A 21,216-nucleotide genomic window follows, 5' to 3' on the forward strand; every position below is an offset into this window, starting at 1 on the left:
TCCTCATCCGATCGATTGCGAGACGCGGACCCGGACGGTTCGCGCCTCGGCGTTCCTTGCCGGGACATCCTTCGAGACGGGGTTCAGAGCGTCGTCAAGGTGGCGTCAAATGCGCCGGGATTCGGTGTCGTAACGGCGACGCTCCCGTACGCACGGCCGCCGGCACAGCGCCCAATAGGACGATGAACGCCACGACGGATCGGGAGTGGAGCCGGCGGTGCACCGTCGTGGTCGCCGCAGCCGGGTACGGCAAGACCTTCGCCGTGCGGGGCTGGCTGGGTGACCGCCCGGTGCGGTGGTGTGACGGCCCGGACGTGGCCGCTCTGGCGACCGCCGGGCCGGAGTGGCTGGCCACCCTCGGCGCCCGATCCGCGACCGACCTGCCCGCCGACGAACCGAGCTGGCTCATCCTCGACGACGTTCCGCGGCTCTCTCGCCGACGGCTGCAGACCCTGCTGGACACCCTGGAGCAGCTTCCCCCGCAGCTCAGGGTCATCCTGGTCACCCGGCACCCGCCGACGCTGCCCCAGCGGCAGTCGGGGTTGCTGGCCGAGCACGGCCCGACGGATCTCCGGCTCACGCCCGACCAGGTGACATCCGTACTCGCCGCCGACCACGGGCTGACCGACCCGGCACTCACGACCCGGATCCACGCCGCGACCGGTGGCTGGCCGGCGCTGGTCACGCTGGCCGCCACAACGGCCGCCACCGGCGGGAACCTGGACGGCCCGGGGTCACCGCTGGAGTCCTATCTGGTGCGGGAGGTGTTCGCGGAGTTGCCGCCCGAAGCCCACCGTCTCCTGCGGGACGCGGCGCACCTCGACCCGATCCACGCCGACCTGAGCGGTTTCCTGGGGCACCGGCACGGGGTGCACCGACTCGACCAACTGGCTCGCGCCGGCATTCTCGTCCCGGCGAGCGAGGGTGGGCACGCGTACCGGATGGTGCCGGTCGTCGCCAGCGTCGCCCGCCGCCGTTTCCCGCTGGGGCCGCCGGCGGCGCAGCGTCTGCACGCGAGAGCGGCAACGTGGTACGCCGAGCACGGCTACCCCGTCCCGGCCCTCCGGTCGTACGCGGAATCTGGTGTCACCGAGGCGGCGGCGCCGGTCCTCGCCGACCACGGCGCGCAGCTGCTGGCCTCGGGCGGCGCCGAGGCCGTCGTGGACGCCTTCCAGTCCCTGCCCGGCCACGTCCGGTCCGACGGGCTGCGGTTGCTCTACGGGGAGGCGCTACAGATGCGCGGCGACTTCGACGCCGCGCTCGCCGAGTACGCCACGCTGGACGACCATCAGGGGTCCCTCGCCGCCGGGCTCGCCTGGCAGTACGGCCTCGTGCACTACCTGCGCGGTGAACCGCAGGCTGCCCTCGAGGTCTTCCAGCGTGGTGTGCTCGACCCGCACCCGTCCACCGACAACGCCCGGCTGCTCGCCTGGACCGCCTCGGCGCAGTGGACGACCGGGGAAGCCGAGGCGTGCCGCCGCAACGCCGAACGCGCCCTCGCGGCGGCGACAGCCGTCGGCGGCGACGCCGCGCTGGCCGCCGCGCACACCGCGCTCGCCCTCGACGCCAAGCTGCGCGGTGACCGACCGGCGGCCGACGCGCATCACGAGAAGGCGCTCCGGGCCGCCGAGGCGGCGTGCGATACCGTGCAGGTGACCCGCATCCGCGCCAACCGCGCGTCCGCCCTGGTCGGCGAGGGCCGGTACCTCGACGCGCTGGCCGAGGTGCGGCCCGCGGTGGAGTTGGCCCAGACCAACGGGCACGCCGCGATGCTCGCGCTGGCGCTCTGCAACGAGGGCTCGGCCTGTTTCCACCTCGGTCAGCTCGCCGAGGCCATCGCGTGCTACGAACGCGCCGTACCGCTCCTCCAGCGCATGGGCTCCCGCAAGGTGGCGTACCCCCTGGTGGGGATCGGCGACGTCCACGCGCTCCGGGGCCGGACCAACCTGGCCCGCGCGGCGTACGAAGAGGCGCTGCGCGCCAGCGAACCCGTCAACGACCATCAGATCCAGGTACCGGCGCTCGCCGGGCTGGCCCGGGTGCTGGCCACCGAGGACGGCGCTGCGGCGTTCGCCCTGGCACAGCGCGCCGTCGAACTGGAACGCGGCCCGGACTCGGCGACCGCCCGACTCGCACTCGGCTGGGTGGCGTTGGAGGCCGGCGACCACCAGCGCGCCGCCGAGGTGGCGCTGACGGCGTCCACCGCCGCCCGGCTGCACCGCGACCGCGCCGCCCTCGCCGAGGCGTTGGAGCTTCGGGGGGCTGCCGCCGTCGACTCCGACGACACCCGCCACGCCTGGCGAGAGGCGGCAGCGACCCTGCGCGACATCAGGTCGGCGGTGGCCGCGGACCGACTGACGGTGCTGCTCAGCCGGTTACCCGGGGCGGATCTCCAGGAACGCGTCGACGCCCGGCTCGCCGCCGAGCGGCTGACCGCTGCCGGCGTACCGCCACCGACGCTCAGCCGGCAGCGCCCACGCTGCGTCGCGCAGGTCACCGTCCGCACCCTCGGACGCTTCGAGGTGTACGTGGACGGCTCCCCGGTGCTGGCCAACGCCTGGCAGTCACGCAAGGCACGGGACCTGCTCCGGATCCTCGCCGCCCGACGCGGTCGCGCGGTGCCCCGCGAGCAACTCGGCGAGATGCTCTGGCCCGCCCAGGACCCGGAGCGGGTCAGCCACCGCCTGTCCGTGGCCCTGTCCACCCTCCGCGGCGTCCTCGATCCGGAGCGCCGTGGGTCGACGGACCACTTCGTCATCGCCGCGCACCCCAGTCTGGCGCTCGACGTCGATCACGTGGAGCTGGATGTCGAGGAGTTTCTCGCCGAGTCGGCACACGGCCTCCGGCTGGCCGAGCACGGTGACACCGATGACGCACGCGCCACGCTCCTGCTCGCCGAACAGCGTTACCAGGGCGACTTCCTGGAGGACGAGCCGTACGACGACTGGTCCCGACCAACCCGCGACGAGGCACGTCGGGTCTACCTGCGGGTCGTACGCGAGCTGGCCGCGCTGGCACACGGCGTCGACGAGACCGTCCGCCACCTCGGCCGCGCTCTCGAACTGGAGCCCCACGACGAGGGCGTGCACGGCGAGTTCGTCCGAACGTTGACGGCTGCGGGCCGGCACGGCGAGGCCGCCCAGGCGTACCGGCGCTACGTGGAGGCGATGTCCTCGATCGGCGTACCGGCCCGGGCGCGAAGCGACCTGTCACGCCGGACGGCAGCGTCGCGGCAGGTCGGTGACGCAGCCTGAGGTGGCGCCCGCGCTGCGCTGCGCTGACCACCGTGGCTGAGGGTTCCGGGCTCCTCGCGACGTCGAACGACGTACCTGAATGACGTCACCCCGGACTTGTATCGTGCCGTCCGTGACAAACCCCGACTGGTCAGACGTCCGCGAACGGCTCGCGCGGCTGGCCGCCGCGCCCGGCGCCGATGATGTCTTCGGATCCTCCAGCCACGGTTGGCAGCTTGAGCCGCCACTGCGGGCCGAGGAACTCGCCGAGGCCGAGACACAGTTCCAGGTCGAGCTACCCGGCGAGTACCGGTCCTTCCTGGTGGGAGCGGGGAGGGGCGGCGCGGGCCCGGCCTACGGGCTCTTTCCGATGCGCCACACGGACGGACGGTGGCAGTGGGAGGGTGACGGCGCCACCCTCACCGATCTGGACACCCTCGGGCAGCCCTTCCCACACGTCGAGGCGTTCAACCCGGCCGATGACCTACCTGAGCCACCGGACGACGCGGACTACGACTCGGTGGACGAGTTCAACGCGGCCGAGGACGAGTACTGGGAACAGCACGACGCCATCGTCTTCAAGCCCGAGCACTCGATCGGATTGTTGTACCTGTGTCACCTCGGTTGCGCGATGCGGGAGGCTCTCGTCGTCAGCGGCCCCGCCCGGGGGCAGATGTGGGCTGACGACACCGCCGACGGTGGCGGCTTCCGGCCGCTCCACGATGACGACGGGACGCCGCTCGACTTCACCCGGTGGTATCGGCGCTGGCTGAACGAGGCGGAGACCAGCACCGACACCCGAAGCGGTGTCACTGCCTCCCAGTAACGTGCCCGGCGAGCTGACCGAAGCTGTGGCGGCAGAGTCGTACGAGGAGAGTGTGGTGTCTGCGATCGCGTCCCTGACCCTGGTCCCCAGGGACAGCATCACCGAGCTGGCCCGCCTGGCCCGCACATCGCCGTCGTCGTTCCACTCGTACCTGGCGGAACACGGGGGCAAGACGCGGCAGGAGTACGACTGGTCCGGCTACTGCATGCTGTATGTCCTGACCTATCTGGAGGAACGCGGCATCGACCTGGAGCAGTCGGAGTTCAATGCCGAGTCGGAGGCCATCAACAGCGCGTACGGCCTGACCACGCTCATCACTTCAGCCCCGGGGTTGGTGGATCAGCTCGATCCCGGCGCGCACCGGGAGGAAGACCTGGTCGCCCACTTCGCGGAGATGGGGATGGCCTTCGAGGAGAGCGGCACGGCCGGTCTGGACACGCTGAGGCTGCTGCGCGACACCATTGCCGAACTCCGCGACGACCAGGTGTTGCTGATCAACATCGGCTGACGGCGGGCGACGTGATCGTCGCGGGCAGGTCCCGTAGCCGGTTTGGTTCTGGCGACGGCGGGAAACCCGCGACGCCCGGAAGGTTCGGGCAACGGGTCCTTGTCTGCCGAAACGGCCCAGTGGCACCTCTGAGATGCCGCAAGGGGGCGCGGTCGGCGGGTCAGGACACGTTGGGGACGACCGCGCCTGCGGTGCGTGTACCGGCTGCTCTGAGCGTTGGGGGGAAACTCATGCGCTGGTTCCGCGCGGCCCGCGGCGCCTCCACGGAGGGCACAACCAGATCCAGCAACCCGATCGGCGCGGAACGAGACCCGAAGCGGGCAGTCACCTTCAGCGACGCGGTCATTGCCATCGCCGTCACCCTGCTCGTGCTGGAGATCCAGCCGCCGGAGGACACCGAGCACCTGCTCCGTGGCCTCACCGAGCTGTGGCCCTCCTACGTGGCGTACGCCATCACCTTCCTGCTGATCGGGCAGATGTGGGTGAACCACCACGTCATGTTCGACCACATCCGGTCGGTCGACCGTATGCTGCTCCTGCTCAACACCCTGCTGCTGATGGTGATCGCGTTCCTGCCGTTCGCCTCGTCCCTCCTGGCGCACGCGTTCGAGTCCGGCCACGGCAAGCGCACCGCGCTCATCTTCTACGGGGCCACCTACGAGGTGGCCGCCATCCTCTTCAACGTGATCTGGGAGTACGCCAGACGTGGCCGCCGACTGCTGACCTCCACCACCGACAACGACACCGCCCGGGCGATCAGCAGACGTTTCCGCCCCGCGCCGCTCTGGATCGCCGTCGGGACCGCACTGGGCGCCCTCCATCCGGTCGTGGGCCTCGTCGTGGTCATCGCGTTCATCCCCTTCTACTGGCTGCCCATCAGGGGCGAGGTCGCCAGCATCAGGCGCAGCCGCCAGCAGAGTCAGAGCGCCCCTTAGCCATCTGGTCGCGCGACGGCCTTCTACGTCGCTATTGCGCCGTTCGTTCGCTCGGGAACCATGCAGATCGAGGGACCATCGCGCCTGCGCGCGAGGTCGACCGTTGTACCAGGAGCGCGTAGGGTCCCAGCTTCATGAAGGCATTGATCTCGGTGGACCTGGAAGGCATCTCGGGGGTTGTGCATCCCATCGAGACGAATCCGGATCGCTACGACTACGAGCGCGGCCGGGCTCTGATGACAGCCGAGGCGAACGCGGTGATCGCGGGTGTCTTCGACGCCGAACCCGACGCCGTGGTGTGGGTCGCCGACGCGCACGGGACGTTTCGGAACCTCCTGCCGGAGGATCTCGACCGGCGTGCTCATCTCGTACGAGGCAAGCCCCGCCCGCTGGGGATGCTGGCCGGGCTGGACGAGCAGACCGATGCTGTCCTGTTCATCGGCTACCACGCTCGGGCCGGCGCCGGGCCCGCCGTGCTGGCGCACACGATAAGTGACAGCATCCTCGACGTACGGGTGGGCGGACGCTCGCTGGGCGAGATCGGCCTCAACGCCGCCATGGCAGGACACCTGGACGTGCCCGTCGTTCTGCTCAGCGGGGACGACGGCGCGTGTGCGGAATTCGGCGAGCTGGCGCCCTCGGCGGTCACCGTCGCCGTCAAGCAGTCCCTGGGACAGTCCGCCGCGGTGGCCCTGCACCCGCAGGAGGCGCGGGAGCGGCTGCGCCGCGCTTGCGCAGATGCGATCACTCGGCGCGGATCGATACCCCCAGTCACGATGACCGGGCCGGTGGACGTCGAGGTCGACCTGTACGGGCCGTACATGGTCGACCTCGCAGTTCTGGTGCCGGGCGTGGCCCGCGTCGGCGGCGGCCGCACGGTCGCCTTCCAGGCCGCTGACTTCGGCGACGCCTACCGGCTGATTCAGCTGCTCGTTCAACTCGCCAGCATCAAACCCAGCTAGGGCGCGGAGCGGCCCTTCGGGCGCAGTGGTAAGCAGGTCCCCCTCATTCCTGATGCCTTGACAGACTGGGTGCGTGACGCGAGAGCAGGGCCAGGACGAACCCCACACCGACCAACCGTCCTGGCCGCCGACCCTGGAATTCGCCAGGCAGATGGCGAGGGAGCTGGCCGGGGCGGCGGCGGTGAGGGTCGACAACATCGAGGGCGGGATCACGGTAGGCGTCGCACCGCGTAACCCCAGGGCTCGTGCCTTCGGATGGACTGACTTCTCCGGCGACATCATCGTGGGGATCGGCGACCATGGTGGCCGTTGGGAACTGGGCGCCGGCCCCGAAGATGTGGCCCTGCTCCACGACATTGCCCGTTCGGTGATCGCCGGCCGGGTCTCGGAGGTGTTCGCTCCCGGCCGCTCGGCCGTCTCGGTCACGCTCGCTGATGGATCGGTCGAGACCGAGATCGGAGGCGAGGCACCGATGGGCTGCCTGCCGCTGCCCTTCTGGCGGCGTTGGTCCCGCAGCATCCACTACGCCCCGTACGGGTGAGCCGGTGCGAGCGTCAGTCAGGCACCCGGGCGCAGTGGGGACGGACGGCGCGCCGGCAGAGCCTGGACGCTGACTGCTCGCTCTGCCCAGACCGCGGATGTCGCCCAGATGGCTGCTCGGGAGGGGTTCTGGACTACTGCTGAGCAGAGTTGCATCTTGACCGATAGGTCGATGATCTGCTTATGTTGATGACATGACTAAGCCCTCCGCGCCGATGCGAGAACCCACCTATTTCATCCTCGCCGCGTTGCAGGACGAGCCGTTGCACGGCTACGCCATCGTCAAGCGCGCGCAGGAGTTGTCCGACGGGCGAGTGCGGTTGACGACCGGCACGCTGTACGCCGCGCTGGACCGGCTCACCGGCGAGGAGATGGTGCGGGTGGCCGAGGAGACGGTGGTCAACGGTCGCGCCCGTCGCACATACGAGCTGACCGAGCGCGGGTTGTCCGCACTGCACGAGGAGGCGGCGCGCCTGATCGCCGCGGCTCGGGTCGTTCGAGACCGCTCCGTACGGTCGACGGCCGCGACGGTTCGGACGGCGCCGGCATGACCGGCCTGGAGCGCCGCTACCGGTGGCTGCTGCGCGCGTACCCCCGGGCCTACCGGCAGTACCGCGCCGACGAGATGCTGGAAACGCTGCTGGTCACGGGTGAGACGGACCGGAGGCACCCACGGCTTCGGGAGTCCCTCGCACTCGTGGTCGGAGGTCTGCGGGTTCGCTCCGGTGTGGACCGGCTCGGCTCCCGGGAGGCCCTGCGGCACTCCGCGCTGCGACTGACCGCGCTGTCCCTGCTCGTGTGCGGCGTTGCACTTGCGTCCCTGCCGCTCCTGTGGCGCCTGTGGATGCTGTTGCCGGGTGGTTCCGCCAGTTACGAGCATGAGGGGAGCCTGGTCACGCCGGTATTGCTGCTTCTCGCGATCGCCGCGGCAGCATGGGCTCGATACCGCCTCGCGCTCGCCCTGACGATCGGCGCCTTCGGCGCGGAGATCTGGTACGCCGTGGCGATCGACCCGTGGTATCTGGAGCCATGGACGGGCCTTGACACGCTGCTGGGCGTCCGGACGGGTCTCTACCTGCCCATGCAACCCTCCATGTGGGCGTGCGTGATGGCCGCGCTGACGATGGTGCCACTGCTTCGAACGCGTCAGTCAGGGGCGACGCGACCATGGATCTGGCTTGTCGTCGTGGCAATGGCCATCACCGCCGTGACGCCCAATCCGCTCAATGGCTGGGTCGACCAGTTGACCCTGCCGGTCATCGTGGCGGCGGGGCTGGTGGCGGCTCTCGTGGGTGCGGCGCTCGATGTGCGGATATCGATCGCGGCCAGCGCCGTCCTCCTGGCGCTGATCCTGCCCATGGTGGCCTATGAGCAGAACCAATGGGTGCTCCACGGTCTGAGGGATCCTGGACCGCGAGATGTGCTTCTCGGTGCCGTGCTCGGAGTCCTGGCAATCAATCTCACGGTCAGCCGACTGGCCGCCCGCCGGCAAGTCGCCCTGTGAGCAGAGTGGTCGCAAGGATGGATCCTCACGGCTCCGGTTGTTGGCGCGTCGATGCTCCGCGCGAGTCGCCAACGATCGCAGACCTCTTGTGACGACACACCTCCCTCGCTACGGTCAACGCGCTCGTCACGCTTTCAACGGGGGTTGTCTGTGTCGACTGTCATCACGCCTGCGGCTGCCCGCTGGCGCGCTCGGCTGACCGTCCTGGTGCTCGGCGCGTCCTGCCTGGTCGCCGTCTCCGCACCCGGCCCGGCCACGGGGGCCGGACCAACCGGCAGCCGATCGGCTGCCAGTCAGCTGGCCGCCATCGAACCACCAGCCGACATCGTGTCCCGGATCGCCGGCCGGCCGCATCCCCGGCTGCTCGCCACGGCGGAGACCTTCGGCAACGCGCGCAACCGGCTCACGACCGACAGCCGGGCACAGCGGTGGTTCACCGCGGTACGGGAACGCGCCGATCGGATGCTCGACACCAACGCGGAGAAGCTGCCGACCAACGAGCGGCTGACGAGCGGGGAGGTCACCGCCGACGACGTCAAGCGCCGGATCTACGCGCTGGGTCTGGTGTGGAACATCTCCCCCAGCGGAGGGACCAACCCGCAGGAGTACGCCCAACGCGCGAGGGCGGAGCTGCTGGCCGCCGCCAGCCTGCAGACCTGGAACCCGCACCGCAGGTTCCTCGACGTCGCGCAGATGACACACGCCCTCGCGATCGGCTACGACTGGTTCTACCAGTCCCTGTCCGCAAGCGACCGGACGACGATCCGTGACGCGATCATCAGGCACGGCATCGATGCGACCCTGCCCTTGCTGGGCGGAGGGAACTTCACCGCGCCGCACAACTGGAACATCGTCTGCAACGGTGTCGCGCTGGGAGCGTTGGCGATCGGCACCGATGCCGGCGACACGGCCCGCACCAAGGTGAACGATCTGCTGGTCGGCAGCGTCCGCTCCATCCAGTACGGCATCGCGGAGTACGGCCCCGACGGCGCCTACGCCGAAGGTCCGTCCTACTGGCTCTTCGCCACCGAATACCTGGTCACCTGGCTGGCCGCCTTCACCACCGCGACGGGCACCGACTTCGGCGTCTCCGGCCTGCCCGGCCTGGCGAAGACCGGTGACTTCGCCATCCACATCAGCGGACCGAAGGGAGCGCTCTTCAACTACGGCGACGGGGGTACGGGCTTCTTCAACCCACTGACCGCCGGGGGCCGGCAGGTGCCGTATCTGATGTGGCTGGCCCAGCGCCACCAGCGGCCTGACTGGGCCGCCTGGGCTGCCGCCCGGGCCGACGAGGGGGCCACGCCACTGGACATCCTCTGGTACGACCCGGCAACCGCCACCGGAACCACCCATCCCGCCGCGACCGATGCCTACTTCCGGCACGTGGAGGTGGCCACGGCGCGCAGCGACTGGGACGATCCGAACGGCGTCCATGTCGCGACGAAGGGGCTGCGAGCCGGGTCCGACCCGGTCGCCGGCCACCAGAACCTGGACGCTGGTTCGTTCGTCCTGGACGCGGCCGGGACACGCTGGTTCGAGGAACTCGGCGCGGACGACTACGACCTCGCCAACTACTTCACCTGGCAGAACAACACCGGCGGCCGGTGGGACCACTACGTGAACCACCCGCAGGGGCAGAACACGATGCTGCTGGGTGCGGGCCCGACGCCGACAACCGCCCTGGCCCAGGGCGCCCGGATCGTGTCGACCGGCTCCTCCCCCCAGCAGTGGCACGCCATCACCGACCTGACCGCGATGTACGGCGGCCGGGTTCAGCAGGCCCGACGCGGCATCCGACTCTTCGACGACCGTCGTCAGGTGCTCGTCCAGGACGAGGTACGGTCCACGGCGGCGATCGACTACCGGTCCTTCCTGCACACCCGCGCCGACGTCGTGTTGGCCCCGGACGGGCGGTCCGCCACCCTGCACCGGGGGGACGAGCGCCTGGCGGTGCAAGTCGTCGGCCCGGCCGGCGCGACGATGTCCATCGGACTTCCCGCCCCGATGCCGGGCAGCCCCAACCCGCCGGGGCAGAACTCCCAGGCGGGCGTCCGGAAGCTCGTCGTACACCTGCCCGGTGTCACCAACGCCACCCTGGCGCTGCGCCTGACCCCGTTGTTCGGCGGCGAGCAGCCGCCGGCGGCGCCGTCCCTGACGCCGCTCGCCAACTGGTCCCTGCCGGCACCACCGACGACCCAGCTGGCCGGGTTGCACGTGGACGGCGCGCCGGTCGCCGGTTTCACGCCGGACCGCTTCCGGTACGACGTGGTGCTCGCCCCCGGCACCACCGGCCCCCCGCAGGTCACGCCGGTGAGCCAGAGCGGCGGGTACGCCCAGGTGAGCCAGGCGGCCGAAGTGCCCGGCACGGCCACCGTGGCCACCTACCGCCAGGACGGGGCCGCCGGTCCGAGCTACAAGGTCCACTTCCGGGTGCCGGGGAAGACCCGCAACTCGCTGCCCATCGCCTCGGTGACCGCCGGCGAGTACGCCCACCGCGCCGCGGACACCATCGACGGCGACCTGGGCACCACCTGGGCGGGCTCAACCCTCGACGTCGACCTCGGCGCGCAGCGCACCGTCGGTGCGGTGAACGTCGCCTTCGCCTTCGGTTCGCAGCGAAGTTTCGCCTTCGACCTGCTGACCTCGACCGACGGCACCAACTGGCAGGCCGCCGCGACCAGAGCCGTCTCCTCCGCCGCCACGGACAACGCCGAGGTGTACCCGATCACGCCGACCACCGCCCGCTATGTGCGCCTCGTCGGGCAGGGCAACTCGTCCACCAACTCCACGGTGGTCGCCGAGGTTCGGATCTACGCCAACACCACCGACGCGTACGCGGACGTGCCGGCCCGCCGGATGACGCCGACCAACGACGCCTTCGTCCGCTGCGGCGTCGACGCCGGCAAGAAGTTCGGACTCGGAACCCAACTGGAGGTCCGCCACCATCCGAACGACCCGACGGTAGATGCTGATTACCGGCGGTTGAGCTATCTCCGGTTCGAGCCGACATCCGTCCCCGGCACGGTCCGCAGCGCCACCCTGTGGCTCTACGGCGGGATGGGTGCAGACCCCAATGTGGACTTCACCACGTCGGCCGTCCTCAGGGTGGACTTGAACACGAAGTGGCTGGAGGAGGACATCACCTGCGCCGACCGCCCGGAGTTGGGGGCGATCATCGGCGTGATCGGCTCGGACGAGCAGAGGATGTGGCGTCGCCTCGACCTCACCAGCTATGTCAAGGAGCAACTGGCCGCCGGCAAGCCCATCAACATCGGCGTCACACAACTGGCGGCGGGTCACGGCCCGTGGGTCGGCTTCAACAGCAAGGAGGCCGGCTTCCAGCGTCCATTCCTCGAGGTGACGGTCTCTTGAGGCAGCGGAGCGTAGGGACCCGGCCGACGTCGAACGCGGGGTGCTGGGTGGCTTTGGTGTGAGCGAGCGTCCTTGGTGGGGGCCACCGATCATAGGTGCGCCAGTCCCGCGGAAGATCAAGGTTGCTGTCAGCGGAGGTGGTGCCCGGCGGGGTGGTCGGCGGCATCTCTGCGGAGGGCCGGGTTCCGGGCAGAGCCCCGAGGTCCTGTTGCCCTAGCCTGATCCGGTGGGCAAGTCGGGAACGGCTCTTCTGGCTTCCTCGATTTCGGCGGTGGTGGCTATGGCCGTGGTTTGGCTCCAGTACTCACTCGAACGCCGCCGTCAGCAGCGGGCGGACAGAGCCGAGCGACTGGCGGGCTTCTTCGCTGCCTCCCATGCTCTTGTTCTCCACCTCGGCAACCTGGCTCGGGCGCCGCTCGATGAGAAGGATCAGATCGAGGTGAAGGCCCGGGACCTGGAGGACCGCATCAACTCGCGCTTGGCCCAGGTCCAACTGCTTGAAGATCGTGACATCGTGGATGTCGCCCGCCGCTTGGACGGGCAACTCGTCCATCTGGCCAGGCAAGCCCGTACAAAGCAGTGGCCCAGGGATGACTGGCGCGAGGCACGAGCTGACCTGTCCCTCGTGGTCAGTGCCTACCAGTCGGCCGCACGACGAAAGCTCGGTGCCGAGAAGCTGTGAGGCAGTTATCCGCCGGGCTGGTCCGACCGATGCCCGGCCGTCCTGCCTGCACCCGCCGGCTGCCGGATCGCCGATCGCGTGTCCACCGCGACAGTCTGGACGGCTGTCGTCGCGGTGCTGTACGTCGCGACCGTCGTCGTCGCCCTTGCCCGCCCGCGTGGTCGCTGGTGCCCGTTGGTGGTGGGGATCGCGGTGCTGATCGTCGCGGCGTCGTGGGGCTACCGGGCGGTGCTGCACCAAACCTGACCGACGAGCGGGTGCCCGAGGCTGTGCTCCCTACAGTCGTTCCAGGTCCACCTTTCCGGGCGCGCCCGGGTGCCGCGCCGCTGTGACCGGTCGCGTTCTGCTCAGCCTCGGAAATCGCCCTCGCAACCAGTTGGTTTCCGATGTCGCGAGAACAATGCCGATGACGCACACGGCGATGGAGATCCCCCACGCTCCGATCGAATCGATGGGATAGGCGGGGATGGCCCACACATGGACATCACCGTTCGCGTCCCGGGTGACGAGTGACATGGTGACGAAGAGCCCCATCGGCGCCGCCCAGGCGACCTGACGGCCGATGAGCGGCATGGCAGCAAGTCCGACTCCCGTCCACAGGATCAGGCCCCGTAGCGCGAACAGGATGACGTGGTTCTGGTTGTTGACCGCAAGTGCGAGGGTCAGCAGCGCGCCGGCGATCGACAGAAGGGCCGCGACCTGCGCGACCTCGAGACGACGCAGGTTGCGCGCGGCCCGCTGCTCCATCTCGTTCATGTCACTGTGCAGGGCGGCTACTACGAGACAGGCGAGCGGCAGCGGCAGTAGCAGGGCACCGAGCATGGGCGTATTGGGTTGGCCCGACAGTTGCGGCACGTCGACAGCCTGTTGCCCCCAGAATGCCCCCGGAGCCGAGGCGACGACCATCGCGGGCAAGATCATGGCAAGCCGACGAGGCCTCAGGAAAGCCCTGGCCTGTGCCAAATCAAGCGTCACAGTACGGTCCCTCCAGGATGCGGTAGAGCCCTGCAACGGCAGCTCTCTGCTGGTCTTCAGCCAGACTTCTCAGGTCTGTCGCCGCAGCCAACCTTCCGGCGGGCAACCGCTGCGCGACGATCGGGCCGGCGCTGCCGACCAGAATCCAATCCATGACCCGGATCCACGCCTCCGTCCAGGACTGCGTCTGTGGCGAGTCGTAGGACTCGCACGTGCCGAACGGCGGGAGCATCTGCAGGGTCATCATGTACGCCGTCGAGAAGTCGGTGATGCCGAGCGGGAACCCGTCGTCCTGGCCGGTCGGTGAGCGGCGCAGTCCCTCCTCGACGAAGGTGATCGAGGTGACCGGCTTCGGCGTCATCGCCGTGGCCGCCGTGATCCGTTCGGCGAGGTCCAGGGCGTGTGGGAGGTACTTGCGGTTCTCCGGCCAGACGCACACCCGGATGTTCGTCCCGGCGCATCGCGGCTCGGCGGGAGCGTCACGAGGGCGGGAGACCTCCCCCGCAGCGGCGACACCGGTGACGGCGAGGCCACCGACGACAACCGCGACGAGTGCGGCCCCGACGCGCTGGACCGCTGGGAGCCGGAACTGCCGGCTCAAGGGCGTTCTGGGCGACCAGACCACGGCGGCGACCACGGCGACGACCGACAGGAACGTTCGGGCGGCGAGGGCGCGCGGAGTCAACTCCACCTGCGGCCTACCGGAAAGCACGACGAAGGAGAAGACCGGCTGAGAGGTGGTGGCGAAGACGACAACGAGTACTCCCGCTCCGGCGATCGGCGCGGCAATCTTGGTGTGCAGGTGACGACCGGCCAAATCACCGATGGCTGTCGCGGTGATGATCGTCGTCGCACCCAGCAGCAGATAGCTCGGCCAGATGGCGATGTCGTCGGTGGCCAGGGCGGTGGTCACGACTGCGGCAACGACCACCGCGGCGTAGGCGGCGATGGCGTACGCCCCGGTCGCGGCGATCCGCATCGCTTCCACGATCTCCGGCCGGCGAGCACTTGCGGAGATGCGGTCCGCCATACCCTGCCGAGCGGCGCGACCGGACGACCACGCGGCTGCGGCTGCGGCTGCCGCGCTGAGAAACATCACCGGTCGCTGGGCATAGGCACTCGTCTGTGGCCAGACGCCGATCCACTCCCGGTCGAGACCGAACAACAGCACCGTACCCAGGACGACGAGCGGGACAAACAACCAGCGCATCGGTGATCGCCGCAGCTCGATCAGCAGGATTCCGATCACTTGTCGCTCCTCTCGCCCGAGGCGGCCAGCAGGGTGGTGTAACCCCGCTCCAGTGGCGAGTCGCCGATTGCGTCGTCAGCTGCGCCTGCGGCGAGCATGTCGGGGGTGTCGAGGAAGGTGATGCGGCCCTGCACCATCACTGCCACCTCGGTGCACATCATCCCGACATCCTCGACGAGATGCGTACTGACGACAACGGCGCACGTGGCGGCCAACCTCCTGATCAGGAGGCGGAACTCCATACGCTGCAGTGGGTCCAGGCCGACGGTGGGCTCGTCGAGGATAACGAGCTTCGGCGTACCGACGATGGCCGACGCGATCCCGCAGCGCCGCAACATGCCGCCGGACAGCGCCTTGAGGCGGGTGGTGGCCCGGTCGGAGAGATCGACCATCGCCAGAGCGTCGTCGACCGCGGCTGCGGTATCCGCGGTGGGCAGCTCCCGGAGCCAGGCGGCGTATCGGACGAACTCCCGCACGGTGAAGGAGCCGAAGTAGCCGAAGTCCTGCGGCAGGTAGCCGATGTCCCGACGAACTCGGCGCGCGTCCGCGACGGAGTCCACCGGCGAGCCGAGGATGCGCAGCTGTCCTGACTGTGCGGGAACGACGGTGGCCAAGGTCCGCAGGAGAGTGGTCTTCCCCGCGCCGTTCGGGCCGAGCAGACCCAGCACGCCTTTCCCGAACTGTAAGTCCAGCCCCTCGATGACGCGCCGCGATCCGTACCCTTGGCGGAGCTCCCGCGCGTCGATGGCGACGATACTGGTATCGACCTTTACCACGTGATCAGTCTCCTTATGCTGACGGCCTGAATTGAGGTGCGGCCGTTTCCGGCCGCACCTCAATTCGCTCTCACACTACTGCCAGTCGACCCCTGCGCCGGTTGCCTTGTTCCAGCATTCGTAGGCCCTCTGCCCGGGACCGGTCTTCCAGCTGGAAGTATAGTCGCCCTGGTAGTCACACTCGACCCAGAGACGCCAGGTGCCGTCGCCACCGCGGCAGTCCGTCCAGCCCGCAGTATTCCGATAGTCGCTGGTGCAGGTGGTTCCGTCAACCGTCTCGGTGACTGCGGCGCCGGCGGGGGCGCCGAAAGACAGGAATGCGGCCGCGGTAACGCCGACCAGTGCCATTGCTCGCTTCAACGTGCCTCCTCGTGGTTGGAGTCTAAAAGGCGCAGTCAGCGCCAACGGACATTGGCGCCAAGAACTTCGTTCCAACACTCGTAGCTGTCGCTTCCACCACCGGTGTGCCAGTCACCGGTGTGGTCGGCCTGCCAGTCGCACTCGACGTAGATCTTCCAGGTGCCACTTCCTCCGCTGCAATTGGTCCAAGCAGCGGTGTCCCGGTGGTCGGTCACGCACGTCGTGCCGTCCTGGCTTTGTGAGATAGCCGCTTGGGCGGGCGCCGCAGCCGCTATACCCACGCCAGCGATTAACGCCGCTCCTGCAATGGCAGATCGCAACCTCATGCTTGACTTCCTTTCTGGTGGCTGATGTGAAAAATCCTGTCACGGGCTCGCATAGAGGCCGCATACGGCGAGCACTCGCTGCGCATCCGGCCCACTTCCTCGCAAAAAGTCACGAAGATCAACCTCGATGGATAATGGGGTGCGCTCCGGCGTCGTCCAACCAGCCGGTAGCCTCTGTCAAGTGATGACGGACGACTTCGACGCGGCCGACTTTGCTCGGCAGTTCCGGGCCTTCATGACCGCGGTTTCCCGGCTTGCCCCAGCCGAGAAGCCCTCCGCGCTGCGGCAACAGCTCGAGTCGCACCTGGGAAGGGAACCCGACGGACTCCCGGTGTTGACCGACTCGTTTCCCGTGTTTGAGCACCCCAACGTTCAGGTGGCGCTTGACGCGTACCTCGACGCGCCGGGGAGGACAGCCGACCTGCTGGGGATCAGTGGCGCCAACCGCGAGCACCACGGCTTGGCCGACATCGTGAACGCCACAGGCCGTCATCAGCAGTTCGAGGTGGGCGCCGTCGACTACGTTTCGGTTCCGGTTGCCGTCGACACGGACATGACATGCGTGAGCTTCGGACTCCTGTTGGTCGTCTCGTCGGACGACCGCCTCGTCGTCCTGATGCGCGTCGGCGCGCGCCGCACCGGTTCGCAACAGGTGCAGTTGGAGGTGCTCACCGCTGACGTGGATGTGGCGAGAAGGTTCCTGGACACCATCCGGAAACTGGCGGTCGAACACAGCGTCTTCCGTGGTCAGGTTCTCTCGTTCGAGTCACACGAGTTCGCCGACGGTCTGGGACCACTACGGTTCCATCGCCGGCCGGAGGTCGACCAGGCCGACGTGATCCTCCCGCCCGGCGCGCTGAAAGCCCTGCACAGACACGTTGTCGGCACGACTGAGCACCGTGCCCGCCTCCAATCCGCCGGCCACAGGCTCAGGAGAGGTGTCGTTCTCTACGGACCGCCCGGCACCGGCAAGACCCACACCCTGCGACATCTGATCGGCCGGGCACCGGCCGCGACGGTTCTGATCGTCACCGGCTTCTCCGCGCAGTTCATCCGGGAGGCGTGCACGCTCGCCAGGACGCTCGAGCCGGCCATCGTGGTGCTCGAAGACGTGGATCTCGTCGCCCAGGGGCGTGAGCACCCCTCCGCGGCGCTGACCAATCCCTTCCTGGCGGAGATGCTGAACATGATGGATGGGATGGCGGAGGATGCGGACGTCACCTTCCTGCTCACCACCAACCGGCTGGAGGTGGTCGAGGAGGCTCTGGTGCAACGCCCCGGTCGCGTGGACCTCCTGGTCGAGGTTCCGCTGCCGGACGAGACGGGCAGGTCCCGGCTGCTGGCGCTGTACGGAAGAGCGCTCCTGCTGAGTGACACCGATGTGAGCAGAATCGTCGCCTCAACCTCCGGCGTCAGTGCCTCATTCTTCGCTGAACTGGGCCGCCGGGCCGAACTGTTGGCGGCGACAAGCGGAGATGCCCGGGCGGACGTCGGCCACGTCATGCGAGCGCTCGACGAGTTGCACGACAGCAGATCGGCTTTCGGAAAACGCCGGTAATCGTCTCGCGGGCTATGTTGAACCCATCTGGGGTGACGAAACCTCGTCGCCCCGAAGGATCGCGACGTGCAACTCCTGCAGTTCGGACGACGGCTCGATGCCCAGTTCCTCGCTGAGTGCGGTCCTCGCCTGCTGGTAGGCGTTGAGCGCGGCGGAAACCGAGCCTCCTGCGTAAAGGGCCTTCATCAGCAGCATCCAGCACGGTTCCCGGAGAGGGTCAGCGGCCAGAACGTCCCGGACGTTGGGGATAATGGATGACGCGTGGCCCTGCGCGAACTGTGCGAACATTAGGCATTCCTGGGTGCCGATCCGCTGTTCGTCGAGCGCGTCCAGGCGCCTTCTCAGGCGGCTGGAACCAGCCACGTCGATCCCGGCCGGACCGCGCCACAATTGGAGCGCTCGCTCCAGCGTCACGGCGGCGGCCTTCGTGTTTCTCGCCCGAAACTCGCGCTGACCCTGTGTCGCAAGAGCGCGGAACGTGTGCACGTCGATAATTTCCGGGTCGACATCCAGTTGATAAGACGCTTTCAGCCCGACACCGTTTCCCGGAACCGTCAGGAGCGAATCACCCAACCGCTCGTCCACACTTCTCAGGGCGCCCCGAATCAGGGCGACGTAGTTTCGCACATTCGCAGCGGCTGACGATATCTGGTTTTCCCAGAGCGCCTCCGTCAATGCGTCGAGGTTAATATGCTGCCGGGCATCAAGCATGAGCGCGACGGCAAGGGCGCGAGCCTTCGAGGAAGTTATCTTCGCGTTCCTCGCTTCGTTCGCGATACACAACGGACCTAGTATGCCTAACATTGCCGCTCCCCGTGTAGCTTGATACGAGTACATCAAATGAGACGTACCGATGTCCACCGCAGGGCTCGGTTCCGCTCGGAGCAAGGCCGCTAGAGAACGGGATAGCCGCTGTTCAGAGCCCTGGTTGACCAATTACAGAACGGCCACTTCGCACCAACCCGGCCGTGCCCGCTTTGCCAGCATCCGCCGGACTTATCAGTCTTTTCACCATGAGCAGCCTGTCCGCCCGGCCCTGGATCAGAGGATGGCATTCCAACGCTCGTGCGTTGTTTCCTCGACGGCGTGAAACGGCCGGAGACATCGCCACCCGGGCCACGCCGCCAAAGACCCACCCGACCCGCGCACCGCGACCCGCGATTTCCGGCGGTCGGAACCTGCGACGCTCTGGTCCCACCCGCTGCGGTGGGCGCGGTGATGCCGACAGGCGGTGATGCCGACGCGTCCTCGCGTGGAGCAAGCCGCTCGTCGGAGACGCCGGCGGCATGGCTGAACAGGGAAAACGGCTGGTGGGGCGGGCGGGACTCGAACCCGCGACCGAAGGATTATGAGATCAAGATCGGCGACCCGGCGAGCTGCCCGGATGGCCTTCTAGTGGTTGAGACGGCGGGGCTTGTTGTCGTCGTCGCGATTCTGCTGACCCGCCTGGTGCTCATGGTGATCAGTCTGTTCAGGCCACGAGACTCCCGGTCCGACGACGGGCCGCTTGACCACATGCATTACCCTCCGCCGGATGGGGGCGCGGGGTGGCGGTGGAGACTAGTTTCAAGCTGCCCGCGGAACCCAGACCGTCAGTTTGGAAGGACGAAGATCAGCGCCGACAAGGCCGTGGTGGGCCAGGTCGAGGACGTAGCCACGTGACCGCTCATGCCCTCTGTTGACCGTCTGGGGTACCGGCTACTGGCACGTGGTTGGCACGATCGCCTGGGGATGTCATCCCCACGCACGTCGAAACGGGATCTCCTCGGTCAGGCAGGCTTGTCCCTGTGCGAGGTTCCCCGGTCGTGTCAAGGCTCGCCCTAGGCGGCCGCGGAGCGGCTTGGCCTTGGCGCGACCGGGGGCTCTCGCGTAGCCCTCGTGGTGCCTGGGCGAGGGGAGCCCCGCCCCACCCGTTCTTCGCTGATCTCCGAGGGGAAGGCCGGGGTCCGGGGCGGAGCCCCAGTAGTAGACGTCTCGCCGTCCCACCTACGGTGAAGTCGTGATCGATATGCAGGTGAGGACAGAGCAGGGGGAGATCCTTTCCCGGGGAGCCCGAGGCTTCGACTGGTCGCAGGAGCTGATCGATCTCGACCCGTCGGCCTATCCCATGCTCAGTGGCCTCTGCGCCTTCCTGGACACGATGTTCAACGAACGTCAGCTACCGCTCCTGATTGACGAGTTGGACCGCTTGCCGTCCGGCCATGCGCTGCATGACGAGAGCCGAGCGGAAATCCGCCGGCTCTGCGAGGTCGCTCGGATGGGACCGCACCGCTATCTGTGGTTCCTGGGCGACTGAACCTGCCGCCAACGAGCAGAGCAGCAGTACCACCATCGACAACAGGCAATCGGTGCGCAGTGTGGCCGGCCGGCCCGGCCGATGCCGGCCGAAGGTCGCCAGCAGGCCGGGGCCGGGCCGACGCGGCCCGCTTGCGGGCCGCCTTGATTCTTAAGAGGTCAATTCGGCAGTGAAACCGGCTCGCCAAGCTGTCCCGTCACGGGCTGATGCTTGACACCTGCGTCCCGCTAGATGCTTGACATGATCGTTCTGGTCGAGGCGCTAACTTGCCCTGGTGAGCTACGACATGTTCGTTCAGCGGTTCGAGCAGGGCGATGCCGCCCCAATGGCGGGTGATGCCTTCCTGGCCGTCTTTGCGCCGAGGGCCGACCGTCGGGAGCCTCAGCACAGCTACTGGCACATCAGCGCCGACGACGGCGGCACCGCAGACCTCTACGCCACCCTTGCCGACGACACGCTCGACAGTCTCATGATCAGCCGGTTCTCCGTGGGCGCCGTTCTCGACCTGCTCGTCAAGTTCGTCGGACTCGCCGATGCTGTTGTGCTTCCACCTGGCCGCCCCGCCCTGCTCGCGCACGAAAGTCAGCGGTGCCACCTTCCCGAGGAACTTCGCGCCGACGCCGTGGTCGTTCAGGCGGGCGCGGACGTGGAGCGCATCCTTGGGAGCTGCTAGGCGATGTGTAAAGCATGTGCTGGGACGGATCTGTCAAGCATCAGGTGAGACTAAACAAACCCGGCTCGCCAAGCTGAGTGCAGTAGACCAGGCACGCCTCGGCGGCCATGACGCTGGACGTGTACGCGGACCTGTTCGAGGACGACCTGGACCAGGTGGCGGACCGCCTCGACCGGGCGGCGGGTCGTGCGGCTGCGGACTCAGTGCGGGACTGAGAGCGTTGGCCCGGACCTCGACGCGGTTCGCCCGGGTCGTCGGCAGCATGGCTGACCAGGAAAACGGCTGGTGGGGCGGGCGGGACTCGAACCCGCGACCGAGGGATTATGAGTCCCCTGCTCTAACCGGCTGAGCTACCGCCCCGAACACCGCGCCGGATCTTATCCCGCTCGGCGATCAGCAGCCAGCACCGAGCCGGCCGGCGCCCACGCCTGCACCAGC

Annotated in this window: 18 protein-coding genes and 1 tRNA gene; 14 read left to right on the top strand and 5 right to left on the bottom strand. The window is 68.5% G+C overall.

Going from position 1 to position 21,216, the window contains the following annotated elements:
• Positions 1 to 182 precede the first annotated feature (182 nt).
• From LADH09A_RS30375 to LADH09A_RS30425, 11 genes are all read left to right on the top strand, one after another.
• Positions 183 to 3,254: a BTAD domain-containing putative transcriptional regulator gene (locus LADH09A_RS30375; protein WP_238649102.1), complete on the top strand. Its 3,072-nt coding sequence runs from the start codon at positions 183 to 185 to the stop codon at positions 3,252 to 3,254.
• 112 nt (positions 3,255 to 3,366) lie between these two features.
• Positions 3,367 to 4,059, top strand: a complete 693-nt coding sequence (locus tag LADH09A_RS30380) for an SMI1/KNR4 family protein (RefSeq protein WP_238649103.1) — start codon at positions 3,367 to 3,369, stop codon at positions 4,057 to 4,059.
• A gap of 55 nt (positions 4,060 to 4,114) precedes the next feature.
• Positions 4,115 to 4,567: a hypothetical protein gene (locus LADH09A_RS30385; protein WP_238649104.1), complete on the top strand. Its 453-nt coding sequence runs from the start codon at positions 4,115 to 4,117 to the stop codon at positions 4,565 to 4,567.
• Positions 4,568 to 4,797: 230 nt separating this feature from the next.
• A complete protein-coding gene (locus tag LADH09A_RS30390) occupies positions 4,798 to 5,502 on the top strand; it encodes a TMEM175 family protein (protein WP_238649105.1) in 705 nt (234 codons plus the stop codon).
• A 134-nt stretch (positions 5,503 to 5,636) separates the two neighbouring features.
• Positions 5,637 to 6,464, top strand: a complete 828-nt coding sequence (locus LADH09A_RS30395; protein ID WP_238649106.1) for a M55 family metallopeptidase — start codon at positions 5,637 to 5,639, stop codon at positions 6,462 to 6,464.
• Between the two features lie 73 nt (positions 6,465 to 6,537).
• Positions 6,538 to 7,005 carry a hypothetical protein gene (locus tag LADH09A_RS30400; RefSeq protein WP_238649107.1) on the top strand — a complete coding sequence of 156 codons (468 nt, stop codon included), beginning with the start codon at positions 6,538 to 6,540 and terminating at the stop codon, positions 7,003 to 7,005.
• A 193-nt stretch (positions 7,006 to 7,198) separates the two neighbouring features.
• The gene (locus tag LADH09A_RS30405) at positions 7,199 to 7,555 is read left to right on the top strand and encodes a PadR family transcriptional regulator (protein ID WP_238649108.1); all 357 of its coding nucleotides are present in this window, start codon (positions 7,199 to 7,201) and stop codon (positions 7,553 to 7,555) included.
• Positions 7,552 to 8,508, top strand: a complete 957-nt coding sequence (locus tag LADH09A_RS30410) for a hypothetical protein (RefSeq protein WP_238649109.1) — start codon at positions 7,552 to 7,554, stop codon at positions 8,506 to 8,508. The genes LADH09A_RS30405 and LADH09A_RS30410 overlap by 4 nt, the downstream gene beginning before the upstream one ends.
• A 150-nt stretch (positions 8,509 to 8,658) precedes the next feature.
• The gene (locus LADH09A_RS30415; protein ID WP_238649110.1) at positions 8,659 to 11,883 is read left to right on the top strand and encodes a CBM96 family carbohydrate-binding protein; all 3,225 of its coding nucleotides are present in this window, start codon (positions 8,659 to 8,661) and stop codon (positions 11,881 to 11,883) included.
• Between the two features lie 226 nt (positions 11,884 to 12,109).
• On the top strand, positions 12,110 to 12,565 hold the full coding sequence (locus tag LADH09A_RS30420) for a hypothetical protein (RefSeq protein WP_238649111.1): 456 nt from the start codon (positions 12,110 to 12,112) through the stop codon (positions 12,563 to 12,565).
• Between the two features lie 78 nt (positions 12,566 to 12,643).
• Positions 12,644 to 12,811, top strand: coding sequence for a hypothetical protein (locus LADH09A_RS30425; protein ID WP_238649112.1), 168 nt, complete (start codon positions 12,644 to 12,646; stop codon positions 12,809 to 12,811).
• Positions 12,812 to 12,841: 30 nt separating this feature from the next.
• On the opposite strand, the gene LADH09A_RS30430 is transcribed toward LADH09A_RS30425, so the two are convergent.
• Genes LADH09A_RS30430 through LADH09A_RS30440 form a run of 3 tightly spaced genes read right to left on the bottom strand, consistent with a single transcriptional unit; the run spans position 12,842 to position 15,544 of the window.
• The gene (locus tag LADH09A_RS30430; RefSeq protein WP_238649113.1) at positions 12,842 to 13,540 is read right to left on the bottom strand and encodes a hypothetical protein; all 699 of its coding nucleotides are present in this window, start codon (positions 13,538 to 13,540) and stop codon (positions 12,842 to 12,844) included.
• Positions 13,530 to 14,789 carry a hypothetical protein gene (locus LADH09A_RS30435; RefSeq protein ID WP_238649114.1) on the bottom strand — a complete coding sequence of 420 codons (1,260 nt, stop codon included), beginning with the start codon at positions 14,787 to 14,789 and terminating at the stop codon, positions 13,530 to 13,532. The genes LADH09A_RS30430 and LADH09A_RS30435 overlap by 11 nt, the downstream gene beginning before the upstream one ends.
• On the bottom strand, positions 14,786 to 15,544 hold the full coding sequence (locus LADH09A_RS30440) for an ATP-binding cassette domain-containing protein (protein ID WP_372492386.1): 759 nt from the start codon (positions 15,542 to 15,544) through the stop codon (positions 14,786 to 14,788). The genes LADH09A_RS30435 and LADH09A_RS30440 overlap by 4 nt, the downstream gene beginning before the upstream one ends.
• An 891-nt stretch (positions 15,545 to 16,435) precedes the next feature.
• On the opposite strand from LADH09A_RS30440, the gene LADH09A_RS30445 reads away from it, so the two are divergent.
• Positions 16,436 to 17,809, top strand: a complete 1,374-nt coding sequence (locus tag LADH09A_RS30445; protein ID WP_238649116.1) for an AAA family ATPase — start codon at positions 16,436 to 16,438, stop codon at positions 17,807 to 17,809.
• Between the two features lie 12 nt (positions 17,810 to 17,821).
• Here the strand turns inward: LADH09A_RS30445 and LADH09A_RS30450 are convergent, their stop codons facing one another.
• Positions 17,822 to 18,520: an AfsR/SARP family transcriptional regulator gene (locus LADH09A_RS30450; RefSeq protein ID WP_238649117.1), complete on the bottom strand. Its 699-nt coding sequence runs from the start codon at positions 18,518 to 18,520 to the stop codon at positions 17,822 to 17,824.
• 1,288 nt (positions 18,521 to 19,808) lie between these two features.
• Between LADH09A_RS30450 and LADH09A_RS30455 the strand changes: the two genes are divergently transcribed.
• Both LADH09A_RS30455 and LADH09A_RS30460 read left to right on the top strand, forming a co-directional pair.
• On the top strand, positions 19,809 to 20,105 hold the full coding sequence (locus LADH09A_RS30455; protein WP_372492385.1) for a hypothetical protein: 297 nt from the start codon (positions 19,809 to 19,811) through the stop codon (positions 20,103 to 20,105).
• 274 nt (positions 20,106 to 20,379) lie between these two features.
• On the top strand, positions 20,380 to 20,778 hold the full coding sequence (locus tag LADH09A_RS30460; protein ID WP_238649118.1) for a hypothetical protein: 399 nt from the start codon (positions 20,380 to 20,382) through the stop codon (positions 20,776 to 20,778).
• A gap of 283 nt (positions 20,779 to 21,061) precedes the next feature.
• On the opposite strand, the gene LADH09A_RS30465 is transcribed toward LADH09A_RS30460, so the two are convergent.
• Positions 21,062 to 21,138: transfer RNA gene (locus LADH09A_RS30465), tRNA-Ile, on the bottom strand.
• Between the last annotated feature and the right edge of the window lie 78 nt (positions 21,139 to 21,216).

The organism is Micromonospora cabrerizensis (assembly GCF_022230955.1).
In the GTDB taxonomy this organism is placed as follows: Bacteria; Actinomycetota; Actinomycetes; order Mycobacteriales; family Micromonosporaceae; genus Micromonospora; species Micromonospora cabrerizensis.

Bases quoted from the DNA above. Each gene is read 5' to 3' on its own strand.
- LADH09A_RS30375 (WP_238649102.1), top strand. From the start codon at position 183: ATGAACGCCACGACGGATCGGGAGTGGAGCCGGCGGTGCACCGTCGTG.
- LADH09A_RS30390 (WP_238649105.1), top strand. From the start codon at position 4,798: ATGCGCTGGTTCCGCGCGGCCCGCGGCGCCTCCACGGAGGGCACAACC.
- LADH09A_RS30395 (WP_238649106.1), top strand. From the start codon at position 5,637: ATGAAGGCATTGATCTCGGTGGACCTGGAAGGCATCTCGGGGGTTGTG.
- LADH09A_RS30405 (WP_238649108.1), top strand. From the start codon at position 7,199: ATGACTAAGCCCTCCGCGCCGATGCGAGAACCCACCTATTTCATCCTC.
- LADH09A_RS30410 (WP_238649109.1), top strand. From the start codon at position 7,552: ATGACCGGCCTGGAGCGCCGCTACCGGTGGCTGCTGCGCGCGTACCCC.
- LADH09A_RS30445 (WP_238649116.1), top strand. From the start codon at position 16,436: ATGACGGACGACTTCGACGCGGCCGACTTTGCTCGGCAGTTCCGGGCC.
- LADH09A_RS30450 (WP_238649117.1), bottom strand. From the start codon at position 18,520: ATGCTTGATGCCCGGCAGCATATTAACCTCGACGCATTGACGGAGGCG.